Annotated in this window: 13 protein-coding genes; 1 reads left to right on the plus strand and 12 read right to left on the minus strand. The window is 48.5% G+C overall.

All coding sequences use genetic code 11. The features are described from left to right. Positions 1–117 precede the first annotated feature (117 nt). The 4 genes from EL386_RS04090 to EL386_RS04105 form a co-directional block, all read right to left on the minus strand. On the minus strand, positions 118–726 hold the full coding sequence (locus EL386_RS04090; protein WP_126453691.1) for a DNA-3-methyladenine glycosylase family protein: 609 nt from the start codon (positions 724–726) through the stop codon (positions 118–120). 128 nt (positions 727–854) lie between these two features. Further along, complete coding sequence (locus EL386_RS04095; protein ID WP_126453693.1) at positions 855–1646, minus strand: outer membrane lipoprotein-sorting protein; 792 nt, start codon at positions 1644–1646, stop codon at positions 855–857. 14 nt (positions 1647–1660) lie between these two features. Continuing rightward, positions 1661–4015, minus strand: a complete 2355-nt coding sequence (locus tag EL386_RS04100; RefSeq protein ID WP_126453695.1) for an efflux RND transporter permease subunit — start codon at positions 4013–4015, stop codon at positions 1661–1663. A 45-nt stretch (positions 4016–4060) separates the two neighbouring features. Next, entirely contained in the window at positions 4061–4723 is a 663-nt protein-coding gene (locus EL386_RS04105; protein ID WP_126453697.1) for a glutathione S-transferase family protein, read from the minus strand. 70 nt (positions 4724–4793) lie between these two features. On the opposite strand from EL386_RS04105, the gene EL386_RS04110 reads away from it, so the two are divergent. After that, positions 4794–5777 (plus strand): LysR family transcriptional regulator, encoded by a 984-nt coding sequence (locus EL386_RS04110; RefSeq protein WP_172597610.1) that lies wholly within the window; start codon positions 4794–4796, stop codon positions 5775–5777. A 151-nt stretch (positions 5778–5928) separates the two neighbouring features. Here EL386_RS04110 and EL386_RS15930 read toward each other — a convergent pair whose 3' ends face one another. The 8 genes from EL386_RS15930 to EL386_RS04150 all read right to left on the minus strand — a co-directional run bounded on the left by EL386_RS15930 (position 5929) and on the right by EL386_RS04150 (position 12739). Then, positions 5929–6363: a putative iron-sulfur cluster-binding metallochaperone gene (locus EL386_RS15930; RefSeq protein ID WP_126453701.1), complete on the minus strand. Its 435-nt coding sequence runs from the start codon at positions 6361–6363 to the stop codon at positions 5929–5931. A 2-nt stretch (positions 6364–6365) separates the two neighbouring features. Then, on the minus strand, positions 6366–6761 hold the full coding sequence (gene merC, locus EL386_RS04120; RefSeq protein WP_126453704.1) for an organomercurial transporter MerC: 396 nt from the start codon (positions 6759–6761) through the stop codon (positions 6366–6368). A 157-nt stretch (positions 6762–6918) separates the two neighbouring features. Then, entirely contained in the window at positions 6919–8679 is a 1761-nt protein-coding gene (soxB, locus tag EL386_RS04125; RefSeq protein ID WP_126453706.1) for a thiosulfohydrolase SoxB, read from the minus strand. Positions 8680–8947: 268 nt separating this feature from the next. Next, positions 8948–9790, minus strand: coding sequence for a sulfur oxidation c-type cytochrome SoxA (gene soxA / locus EL386_RS04130; RefSeq protein ID WP_232020243.1), 843 nt, complete (start codon positions 9788–9790; stop codon positions 8948–8950). Positions 9791–9820: 30 nt separating this feature from the next. After that, positions 9821–10135: a thiosulfate oxidation carrier complex protein SoxZ gene (gene soxZ / locus EL386_RS04135; protein WP_126452143.1), complete on the minus strand. Its 315-nt coding sequence runs from the start codon at positions 10133–10135 to the stop codon at positions 9821–9823. 29 nt (positions 10136–10164) lie between these two features. Then, the gene (soxY, locus tag EL386_RS04140) at positions 10165–10629 is read right to left on the minus strand and encodes a thiosulfate oxidation carrier protein SoxY (protein WP_126453708.1); all 465 of its coding nucleotides are present in this window, start codon (positions 10627–10629) and stop codon (positions 10165–10167) included. Between the two features lie 44 nt (positions 10630–10673). Beyond that, a complete protein-coding gene (soxX, locus tag EL386_RS04145) occupies positions 10674–10949 on the minus strand; it encodes a sulfur oxidation c-type cytochrome SoxX (RefSeq protein WP_232020244.1) in 276 nt (91 codons plus the stop codon). A 353-nt stretch (positions 10950–11302) separates the two neighbouring features. Continuing rightward, positions 11303–12739: a beta-barrel assembly-enhancing protease gene (locus EL386_RS04150; RefSeq protein WP_126453712.1), complete on the minus strand. Its 1437-nt coding sequence runs from the start codon at positions 12737–12739 to the stop codon at positions 11303–11305. Positions 12740–12951 lie beyond the last annotated feature (212 nt).

Genomic DNA, 12951 nt, shown 5'->3' on the forward strand with positions numbered 1-12951 from the left:
CAGTACGCTGCCAGTACACTAGATAGTGCAGGGGTGTGCAGCATTGTTTTGGCATTCATGTATTTATGACGGGCTTTGCCCGCGAAAGTAGGCGATGGCCTACTAATGTCTGATTTTTCATTTACTGGCTTGCCATAAATAAAAACTGGCAATGGTGCGGTAAGGCTGCCAGGCACTCGCAATGGAAACATATTTATCATGTCTTGTATCAGCGGCAAGCTGATAGTGGTGTTGCATGGATTTACGCAATACGAGATCGCCGACAGGGAAAACATCCAGTCGCTGTAGCGAGGCAATTAAGAATACATCGGCACTCCATTGGCCTATACCGGGATATTGCATCAGGGTATCGCGAATAGCCTCATCCTCCTGCTTTACCAATTTTCTGAAATTCAGTTTCCCCTCTGTAACAGCCCGAGAAAGGGTATGGATATAGTTGATTTTATTATATGAAATGCCACATTCACGTAGTGTCGTATCTTTTAGTTTCAATACCCTCTCGGCTTTAAAATAACGTCCACCATGTTTGTCCAGGATTCGCTTTTCTATAGTCTTTCCAGCCTTGACTGAAAGCTGTTGGTTAATAATGGCGCGAACCAGAGAATGATAATAAGGTTTGCGGGTAGTGGTAAGCGTTAGTGGCTCGCCGTATTTTATTATTTTTGCCATAACCGTATCGGTTTTTCGCAAATGGCATATTGCGGTGTTAAGTAATGATTTATCCATATGCCATATGCCTGTCTTCTACATAGTTCACATCCCGGATTAATTACCCGTTATGAAAGCCTCATCTCTATCCGGGTTTGGCGTATGAAAAATATTTATATTAATGGGGCAGTCTTTGCTGGCATGATTTATCGTGCCCGTCTCAAACTGTTGCGATCAAAATTTCTATCATTGAGGCCAATACGAAATTGATAGTTACTTAGTGTGAGAACGGTTGTTTTACCATTCTGTCGGTTGTCCATTACCTGTTCATGGGCTCGCCAGTATTTATCGAGATATTGTTTGTAGTTGTTAAATGTTAACGTCTTCAGTAGATCATCCTTCCGGTCATAGTATTCGACTTTTAACGGGATATAGCGTTGTTTATCGACCCAGACGATTTGCCGGGAATAACCCGAATGCTCGTAATTCGGATAATTTTCAATTACAAAAGTCTCTTGGTCATTTAGTTTTTCGTCGCGAAGATATTTATAATGATATTTGTCTACCTCAAATGAAGCGAGATCTTCATAAGCAAACTGGCTACCCATAAAAGGGCCGGATTTATTGGCAGAGGAAATACGTTTTACCCGTTTCAGGGCGGGTAGGTACAACCACTGATCATCGGCATTGATAACATGGGAAAAGGATAAAAATGCCGTGCCTTTGATGTCCCGAGGATTATCAAAGATGGTCAAGCTCTTATCACCATCGCCATTGACTTCAAGGAATTTGATACGGATTGAACGGCTGCTTTCTTCCCCCTGGCGGTTTCGCAGCACCATTTCCATACTCGCGGCGGCATCGCCCCAGCCCTGGTCGTTGCGGTCCACCTCTTGTGCAATGGCCAGTCCTTTTTCCTCAGCGGTACCAGCATGAACACTCATGAACGGTACTATAGTCACAGTAACCATCAATAATAATTGTCTAAAACGTTGCATAATTATCCTCCTTATTAAGTGGTCTCAGTCACGGGATCAGTATTTATGACTGGAATTTTCTTTTTCGCATCCAGCTTCATGAGTAATGCGGGCAGGAATAGAAAATCGGCAATCAGCGCAAAGGCGATAACAATTGACGTTAACAACCCCATGTCCGAGTTTAATTTGAATGTGGATAAGGTCAGGATCATAAAGCCAGAAATCAATACAGCTGAGGTTACCCATAGTGCCGTACCAACAGTTGAAAACGCATAACGCACGGCTTGTTCAACATCCAGGCCTTTTTCACGACGAGCACGTAAATATTTACTTAAAAAATGTACTGTATCATCAACGACAATACCCAAGGTCATGCCCGTGACGATTGAAAGCCCGACATTAATTTCACTCACCATCAGTCCCCATAGACCAAACCCCATTGTGGCGGGTACAAGGTTTGGTACCAGGCTGATTAAACCTATTTTAATTGATCGTAATGCAAATATAAGAATAAAGGATATGAGCACCAATGCTACAGTTGTACCAATTATCATGCTTTTAATATTACGTTTACCAATATGTGAGAACATGATGGTGGTGCTGGAGCCATCACTTTGTATCTCCGCACCATTTTGTTGTAGCCATGCCTGCGCGCGTTCTTCGAGCGCCAGTATCTTTGTAGTATTAATGTTCTTTATGGTTACGCTCATGCGTGTGGCAGACTTGTCAACATTGATCTGGTTATTCAAGTCAAGGCCATAGGGGAGTGACATTTCATATAATAATAAATATTGCGCCGATAAATTCCGCTCGCCGGGTAATATATAGAAGTCCTCTGAGTCTGCGTGCATATTCTTATTCAGGCGCTTCATGGTATCGGTCAGAGTGCTTACATGAATGACCTCTGGTTGTTGCTGGTACCAATTGGAAAATGCCTCCAGCCTATTAAGAAATTGCGGAGCAGAAATCCCCCCTGGGCCATATGATTTAACGGAATAGTCGATGCGATACATGCCCCCAAGGTTGTCTGACACAAAGTCAGAGGCGGTGCGAAATGGTATGCTTTTATCAAAGTATTCTACAAAATTTTCGCCAAGATTGTTACGAGGTAGAAATGAACCTAATGTCAGTACAATCAGGCTCATTCCAATCAATAACGAAGTGCGGCGACGAATGACAAATTCTGCAAGACGCAACATTGCTGAATTATCATCGAGTTTAGGCTTTGGCACCCGAACCGGGAGTATAGCCATCAGGGCAGGTAGAAATGTGATAGACAGAAAAAATGAAGCGCCCATGCCAACCGCAACAATATTACCGAGGTCGTGGAATGGTGGTGATTCACTAAAATTCATGCATAAAAAGCCAATAACCGTTGAAAGGCTGGTAAGGAACACGGGTTGCATATTAACGCGCAGGCTTTCGACGATAGCATCCTGTTTTTGTTCGCCTATACGCATGGCGTGAAACATGCTCACCAATATGTGTATGGCATTGGCAACGGCAAGTGTCATGATAATGGTGGGTGCGACTGAGCTCGGCGGAGTAAGTTTTATCCCTGCCCAGCCAGAGAATCCCATGCCGACCATAATAGAAAAAACTATTATCCATAGCGTGCTGAAGGTGCTTGTCCAACTACGCAAAAATAAACCAACCGCGATCAATATTACCAGAAAAGTAAGCGGCACCAATGTCGCCATATCTTTCATGGAAGAAGAAAAAAATGCATTGTTAAGCAGTACAATACCTGTCATATGAACGTCAATTTGAGGATACTGTTGTCGAATTTGATCGGCGATCCCATTAACTGCAGTAGTAATCTGAGGCATTTCAGTTTCAGGACTTATGCCGGGCAGCTGTACGGTAATATTAATTCCTGTGACATGTCCTTCAGATGAAATTATCCTATTAACCAACAGAGGCTCATTAAGTGCAACACGTCTTATGGTTTGAATATCCTGCTCGGATAATGATGCTGCGCCCTGATAAAGATCTTCGACAATGAGATCGTCATCATTTGCGTGGGTATATTGAAAATTACTGATTGAATCAACACGAGAGGAAAAGGGTACTTGCCAACCCATTCTGGTAATGTCTTCAACGGCTTGCAGGGTTTGTTTGTTAAATACATTGCCGCTTTTTGGTGCAAGCACGATTAAGACGTTATCATCTTTTGTATAGGTATTTTCAAGTCGCTCAAAAGCAAGCATTTGCGGGTTGTCGTCAGTAAAAAATACATGATAGTCCCCGGTAAAACCTGCGTTACGTATCCCGCTGGTTATTGCCAGCACAAATAATAAGCTTAGAGCAATAACCGTCCAGCGATTCTGGACAATCCAACGCGCATATATCGTAGTGCGATTGTTTATTTCTGAATTCTTATCTTGCATTTAATAACTCCGCGTTTTTAGTGGGATCAAGAATTACTGTAAAAGCTAAACCCTCCAGTTTGGAGGATAGGTATTGTCATAACCAGGAATGGATTCTATGCGCGTTATCCAACTGGCTATGCTCGGGTAATTTTTTTCTAAATGTTTAAGGTCGAGGTCTAGCGATTCAGCTTCCTTTAAAAGCATTGCGCGCAAAAGTGCCTGTATGAACGGAAATAGAACTATATCGGCGGCTGAAATTCTCTCACCTGCGATATAGTCAGACTTTTCAAGTAAGGCTTCCAGGGTCTTGAATTCAGCGCGTACATAACTGGCTGATTTTTCTATAGAATATAAATTGTCGCTGACATCGTCAAAGAAAACGGGCCGTACAATCCCGTCAATGGCTTCACGTAAGTAATTCTCGATCTCGAATACCCGTTGCCATATATGACTTGTCTCTCTTGCTGTGGTGCCAAATAATGGTCTTTCGGGGTGTTTGCGATCAAGATAGGCGAGAATCGCAACCGACTCATAGACGGATATATCACCATCTTTAAGAATGGGCAGCTGGCCGCGTGGATTCATCAATAGCATTTCAGGTGCCTGGTGCTCTTGTTTGGAGAATTCCAGTAGTCTGGAGTCGTAATTCAGGCCTTTGACTTCAAGTCCCAGCAAGGCTCGCCATGAGTAGGGGCTACCTGCACCCCAATATATTTCGTACGCCATGTTTATTCTCCGGTTTTGCTTTTACCCGTACTGGGCCTGGAGTATAGATACTAATCGGTGCGTTTCTGCTATGAAAGCATTGAATTTGCAAATCACGGGTGCAATAATGCACCACATGGACTGGGATAATTTACGATTCTTTTTGACCGTTGCCCGTAAAGGCTCGTTGCGTGCTGCGTCTGAGGCCCTGTCTGTTAATCACTCGACGGTTTCACGTCGAATTACGTCTTTTGAGAAAAAGCTGGGTGTGCGTTTATTTGAACGATTGCCAAATGGCTATGTGCTGACCCCTACTGGCGAAGAAATGCTGAAATCAGCGCAACATATTGAAGACGAGGTCGTAAAGCTAGACCGTCAGGTCATCGGACGAGATGCACAATTAAATGGCGTGTTGCGGGTGACCATGCCCACCGCATTGGCAACGCATTTATTAATGCCTGATATTTCAGCCTTTACAAAGATGTATCCCAATATTCAACTGGAGCTGGCATTTTCCAGCGAAGAATTCAATTTACGCAAACGCGAGGCTGATATAGCGATTCGTCTGACGCCCAACCCACCGGACTATCTTGTAGGACGTCGTGTTTTACATCCGGCCAAGGGTGTATATGCCTCACATGACTACCTGAAGTCTAAGGATCTGGACAAACACCCGGATAAGTTAGACTGGATCGGCTGGGAAGAAATTTCTTCGCCAACGCAATGGAACAAGGATAGCCGGTTTTCATTATCGCCGGTTGTGCATAAAGCCGATGATTTGCTTGCACAACTTGAAGCAGTGAAGGCGAACATGGGAATTGCCATGTTGCCCTGTTTTCTGGCGGACACGGTCCCATCACTGGAGCGACTGGAATTAATATCATCAAGAGGCACTTGTGGTGATTTATGGGTACTAACGCACGAAGACCTACGTGCCACGGCTCGTGTGAGGGCATTTATTGATTTTATGCTTGAGGCATTTGAGCGGCACCGCGATTTGTTGGAGGGGCGTCGTTATACGAGATCACTTGAGGAAATGGATACGATAGGCATATCAAAGATACAACACGGCTAGCAGCGTCTCTAAGCGGGTGATGTAAATACAGTTTCTTTCTATATGTCTGAATCAGAAGTATATATCTAGACATACATTATATTTTGTCATGGTGCGTATATACTGGCGAATGTTCACTGGGATAGTGACTAAAAAATAAAGAATTGTGAGTTTATTCTTTATTATATTTGGGAAAATCCTTTAAACAGCAGCGGCCGGAAGGGTTACTGGTGATACATGAGCAAAGCGCTGCTTTGGTTTGCCTAATAACAAAGCTCTTTGCCTCCGGCTGGGTTTGCGCCTCCAGATTAGAAATGCCAAAGCAGTAACAGCGCAATGCGCTATTTGAGTGATCCTTGATACCGATATGGGTCCTGACCTGGGATGTGGTTATTAGCGTATTGTCTTCGGCAAAGTAGACGACCTCGCAGGCCGGGTCATCACAATAGAAATACTTCTGTTCTTTTAATGCATGTATCCAGGGTTTGTCTATGTGCTGCAATACGGTTTTTCTTTGCACCTCAGGATAGTTATTGCCATTTCTCGGGCACTCGCATTTTACGGGTTTGGATTTCTTCTGGGCGTCTACGGAACAGCAATCAGACATGTTTACACCCTTGCATAGAGTTTTTTAGGTGGTAAGAAAATATCCCATATCGATACCAGCAACATGAGTGCGATACCGGTATACAGCAAGTAGGTACTCCAGTTATATGCCCAAAGTGGGTATAGGGTTAACAAGACCAGGCTTGGGCCAGTGATGCCGGCCAATGTCCGGTACCAGACCTTATGCGAGATAAACGACAACAGATTGGCAGCAAGGGCGATGGCTGCAAATATTGGCAACAGGGTATTGATAAAGATACCTTCGAACTGAGCCAGAAAACCCAGCCCGAGCGCGGTACCAAGGGAACCCAGGGCGGGAAAGCAGGAGGCGCAGCCCATGGCGGCGATGAATGAGCCGAGGGCACCGGTCTTATCAAACAGGCGACTGAACCCATTCATAGGGGATCCTTAAAGATAATTTTGATAGCTGTAGTGTAAACTCTGTACCCCGGTACGGAGTCAAGGCTGAATTGAAGAACATTAAGACCAATCATCAATTACAAAAGAAAAGGCCCCGCAACGCGGGGCCTTTCTACTACAGCCTTGAGAACGTGTATCAGGCGATTCCGGGGTTGCCGGTAACGTTCTTGATCTTCGGTACGTTGAGGTCAATAGACTTGATGACCTTCTTTGAACGCAGGTAATCGGAAGTGATTTCCCATATCGGCCTGCCGTCAGCCTCGGTAAGCTCACGACCAACACTGGCCCAGCCTGCGACCTTGTATTTGCGGTTTGGGTCAATCGGCTGGCCGTTGAGTTCCATATCTGAAATACGCTTGCCTATGCGGGCAAGTGGGTCGATGCTGTATTTAAGGCCACCTACGCGAACCATGTCACCACCTTGCTGGTAGTAAGGGTCTTCGTTGAAGATATTATCGGCCACGTCTTCCAGCACGGTCTTGATGGTTTCGCCGGACAGTTCGTTAACGGTCACAATCGGATAGGTCATGGCAGTTTGTGTGGCCACTTCCTCGAAGGTGATCGGCTGGCCAGGGAGCACACTGACACCCCAACGGAAACCGGGTGAGAAGGCGATTTCGGCATCCTCGACTTCCAGCATGGAATCACAGATGAGCTGGTCAAAGGTGCCATTGAAGTTGCCGCGGCGATAGAGGACTTCTTCAGTAATGGCCAGTTCTTCATTGAGTTCCGAAAGGAAAGGCGCACGAACCTGGTCGATATAGGCCTGCATCTGCGGGTCCGGCTCGAGCATATTCGAGAATACCGGTAGCAATTTGTATTTGAAGTCACGAACCTTGCCGTTTTTGACATCGAAGTCGAGCACGGAGAGGAACTTGCTGTTGGAGCCGGAGTTGATAACCAGGGTAGTACCACCGGCGTTACTGACCTTGACCGGCTCTGGCACGGCGTCATGGGTATGGCCACCCATGATGGCGTCAATACCGGTAACACGGCTGGCCATCTTCAGGTCAACGTCCATACCGTTATGCGAGACCACTACCACGACCTGGGCGCCATCGGCACGGGCCTGGTCCACGGCGGCCTGCATGCCGTCGTCACGGATACCGAAGCTCCAGTCTGGCACCATGAAACGAGGGTTGGCGATCGGTGTATACGGGAAGGACTGACCGATAACCGCAACCGGGATACCGTTCTGTTCCTTGATGACGTATGGCTTGAAGACAGGCTCTTCAAATTCATTATCCACAACGTTCTGGGTGACAAAGTCGATGTGACCCTTAAAGTCATTTTCCAGTACTTCACGAACGCGCTCGGCGCCAAAGGTGTATTCCCAGTGGCCGGTCATAATATCTACGCCAAGCAGCTTCTGTGCGTCGATCATGTCCTGGGCATTGGTGCGTAGCGAGGTCCAGGAACCCTGCCAGGTATCACCACCGTCAAGCAGCAGCGAAGCCGGGCGTTGGGCACGGATATTCTTCACCAGGGTCGCGAGGTGGGCAAAACCGCCGACCTTACCGAATTTCTGTGCGGCCTCGGCGAAGTCGATGTAGGTATAGGCGTGCGCCCAGGGAGTATCAGGCTTGATGTTGTAGAACTTGAGCAGCTCTTCACCAACCAGATGCGGGGGGTTGCCGTACATGCTGGCGACACCGAGGTTGATATTCGGCTCACGGAAATAAATCGGCATGAGCTGGGCATGGCAGTCGGTGTAGTGCAGGAACGAGACGTTACCGAAGGCCGGCATCTCATAGATGTTAGTAGAGGCCGTGGTGGCCTTGGTGCTGCTGGTAGGCAGCTTTTGTGTCTCTGAGCCTGGCTCACAGCCACTCAGGTTTATGCCTGAGGCACTGGCTACGGCCAGCATCTGCAGGAATTCTCGGCGAGAAATATTCATTAGGATTGAGATCCTCCGTTCACTATTTCGGGTGTATTGCCTGTTATTAGGGGCCTTATTGACCAGGCTTCGTTTTATTGTCCGTCATATTATTATTCAATTCCTGGACGCACATAATTTACCCATTCTAGCTGATTTTGCAGGTGCTCCTCAATGCCAAAAACGGCCTATTTAGCATTGGATAAGGCGGATTTTCTGAGTTTCTCCGGGTGAGGGCATAAAAAAAGCCCAACCAGAAGGTTGGGCTTTTTGACAAACCAAGTACGTCTTACTGGCGGTTACCTGGCGCGTTCAGCTTCAGGCCGTTAGACATGTAAGTATGGAAGTACTCCAGGTTGGTGTATTCCGGACCCTGTGCCTTAAATGGCTTGGCGCGTACCTGCTTGTTACAGCCACCGTAACGGCGGTGCATAGTACCCAGGCCACCCCACTTCGAGCGGTAAACCGGGAAGTTGGTTGCCTGGCCTATACCGGCACTGAGGATGTTCGCGCGGATGTACTTGCCGGCGGCATCGAAGTGACAGTGTGCACAAGAGAAGTTCAGCTGACCACGGCGGGCAAAGTAGAACTGCTTGCCAGCGTTGTAGGCAGCCAGGGCACCCTTGTCGTTAGGGACAGAAACGTTGATGGCCTTGCCACGAGAAGTGTTTTTCAGGTAGGCAGACAGCTGTGCCAGTTTACCCTTTTTCCACTTCAGGGGCTTTTCGCCATTCTTTGTACGACACTCGTTAATCTCGGCCTCCAAGGTCTTGACCTTGCCGGCCCTGGCGTCCCAGTATGGGTAGTTCTGGGCGATGCCCTTACCACCGTTCTTGAAGCAGCTGGCATAGGTCTTGCCATTGCCGAAAGCAGTATTGTATTCCTTCTCGCCGGCTGAAATATCCAGTTCGTAAGGAGGAAATTCCTCAATCGCCTGCCAGGCATCGTACATGTCCTGATTGTAGATATAGATACCGTCAGCGTAGTCATCAAAAGTCTTGCCCGCAGGCAGTTTCTTGGTGAAGTAGCTGCGGAAGTTTTTCAGGTCTTCCTTGGGACCAGCCTGGGCAGACATTTGTGCACCTGCAACCAGTCCCAGAGCGGTCATTGTGATAATGATTTTCTTCATCATTGTTTTATTCTCCTCCAGTTATGGGCTGGCTTAACGGATCTGAGCTTCCTGGGAAGCACTTTCACCCTTGTTGTCGACCCAGCTGATCTTGATGCTGTCACCCTTGTTGCCGCCCTTGAACTTGAACGACAGGTACGGGTTCTTCGAGATCGCCGGACCCCACAGGGCGGTCAGCACGGCGTTGCCGTTGTGCTCACACTTCACTTCCTGAATGAAGTGCGCGGGGATCACCTTGCCAGTTTTTTTGTCTTTACGCAGACCCGTGTCCATCGGATGACTCATCAGGGCCTTGACCGTGGTGGAGTCTTTCTTTGCCGTGGCGCGGATTTTGATACCTTTTGCCATGATAGTTTCCTCTTAAATTCCTGTTTGCCTTAGCCGCCGCAGCCGCCGATGGTGACCTTGACGTCTTTGCTGGCGCTGTAGACTTTGCCACCGGCCTTGACGACGGCGATGACCTTGGAGGTCTTGCCCATCTTGATGCGGGTGGAGACATAGCCTTCGGCGTTGGCACCCATGTCGAAGCTCGCACACAGTGGCGAGGCGTTGGCCGCCGCCAGGATGGAGATGCTTTCGATGCCGGACTGCGCGGCGGTGATGCTGACCGGGACCACGGCGCCGTTTTCGGCAATGTCCGGGGCCTTGATCTTGATGTCCTTGCTGGCTGCAGAATCTTTGCTGCCGAACAGGGTGCTCATGGCGTTATCCACGCCCTTGGCTTCAAAGGCCTCTTTCGGCCAGGCTGCGAGGACGCTTTGCGGGGTCAGCAGGCCTGCGCCCACTGCCACAGCAACGGCACTGCCGGCCATGCTACCTTTGAGGAATGTTCTACGTTCCATAATTTTCACCTTTTATTCTAGTAAGTTTCTGTGAAAGACGAGGCTTAAAGTGTGTACAGCCATTCGATAATATTATTGATGTCTTTCTTCGAAATGATTTCATGCTTGCCATATGGAGGCATCAGCGTGTTCGGATTAACGGACTGCGGGTCATTCAGACGCTTGGCCAGCTGTTCGCGATCCGGGAAACGCGCCTTCATGGCAACCAGTGGCGGCCCGATATTACCGGGTAGACTGGCACCTTCGTATGCATGGCAGGCAAAACAGTTGCCCTTCTTGCGGTCTTCAGCAACCTTCTTGCCGGCTTGGGCTGGGGTCATTTCTGCTGCGCCCGCAATTTGCGGTGCAAGTGTGAAGCTTCCCATCAGTACAGCTATGGCACTGGCAGTAGCTATTTTCTTTGCGACATTCCGCATCGCTCTCCTCCTAAGGTCTTTCTGTTTTAGTGTGTGATAAATACGTAAGTTTAGGAAAAACTCTAAGTCCACCCCTTTTATTAACTACTTTTATGTCGTTATTTACAGGGAAAACTTCGATGCTTACGCGATGTAAGTTGTTTAATTCCGCGTCCAACGTAAGGCATAGCATACCTAAGTGGGTGGCGATGGCAAGTGCTATATGCAAGTAAATGTATATCAGAAGATTCTAAGATACTGCATTAGTCGGGAATGATTTAGTGAGGGTTTTCTTCGCGCTCGAGTTGTCGGAGTTGGTCACGTCGTGCCTGAATTTTAGACAACTCAATGAAGTTTTCCGTTTTCAGTGCCAGGGCGATGTCGAGCTGACGAATGGCCTCACGTGTTTGCCCGTTCAGGTAGTGGTATTCGGCCAGTGACTGGTGTGCCTCAAGGGGGAAGCCGGCGGCATCTTCGGCAATGGCCAACAGGTGGTAGAGGCTGGCATCCGGGTCGCGTTGACGACGATGCTCATGGAGCAGCTGGCGTGACTCGGCGGCGCGCTTTAACTGTAGCAAGGCGCGGGCATAAGTGACGGTCAGGCTGTGGTCACCCGGGTAGAGCTTCAGGGCCTGTTGGAAGGCATCCACTGCGGCCTGTGTCTTGCCGGACTCAAGCATAAACTGGGCACGGGCCAGCAGGAAATAAGGCTGTTCAGGGTGTTGCTTGAGGAGCTTGAGCAGTTCCTGGTCTGCCTGGTTAAACCGTCCAGCGGCTGCCAGGGCCAGGGCATAGCCATAGCGTGTCGCCGTTTCGTTGTTGTATTGGCGGGAGGCCAGCACCTTTTCGTAATAAGCTATGTCATGTGGCTGCTTGGGTATGTATTGACGGATCTTTTCCCTGATCAGGTGATAATCGAGGCTGTCCGTGAATTGCTTGAAAGGGTATCGCTCGGCGCGGCCTCGGGCATTGGCAATACGTGTCACGGTCACGGGGTGGGTACTGAGAAATTCGGGCGGTCGGCTGTAATAGCGTGAGGCCTGTTGCAGACGTTCGAAGAATACCGTCATGGCGCGCGGGTCGAAGTCGGCAGCAGCCAGGGTTTGAATACCGATGTGATCGGCCTCATTTTCATTCGAGCGGGTAAAGTCGAGTTGGGCCTGTACGGCCGCAGCCTGTGAGGCAGAGAGGGTGGCGCGCCCGAGTTCGCTGTTTTGTGAACCAATAATAATGGCCGCAATGACGCCGGCCAGGGCCGGCAGGTTGAGGTTGCTCTGTGCCTCGTAGGCGCGGGCCATGTGACGTTGGGTGATATGGGCAATTTCGTGGGCAATCACCGAGGCCAGTTCACTCTCTGATTCGGTGGCACTGAACAGGCCGGTATTGATACCGATAAAACCGCCGGGGGCGGCGAAGGCGTTGATACGTGGGTCATCGAGCATAAAAAAGGTGTAGTTTTGCACCGGGTCATCACTGTTAGCGGCCACTCGGTTACCGAGGTTGCGGATATACTCGGTGATCTCAGGGTCTTCAATAAGCTGAAAGCTCAGCCGTATGCGGCGCAAAAACTCGGTGCCGATGCGGTGCTCCTGCTCGGGCGAAATGAAGGCCCCGGCGCTGTCTCCCATGTCTGGCAGGCGAATGTTTTCCGCACTGAGCAGTCCGGGCAGGCACAGCAGCAGATAAAATGCTTTGAGTAAAGTTTGTAAGTCCATGAATAAATAAGAAATATATATTGAGCTCAGAATATAGGACCACAATAAGGGGTTTGCAGTTCAGAATCCAGTGAATATACTCAGCCTCGATGATGATGGGTCTTGCATGCGCTGTGCGGACTTGCCTTTGCCATAAACTTATCATATAAGTGTACTCTTGAATTCTAATATCCTTGTCCGGACCTGGCTAGTACGGGGACCCGGGCGCTAAA

Source organism: Sulfuriflexus mobilis (genome assembly GCF_003967195.1).
Lineage (GTDB): Bacteria > Pseudomonadota > Gammaproteobacteria > AKS1 > AKS1 > Sulfuriflexus > Sulfuriflexus mobilis.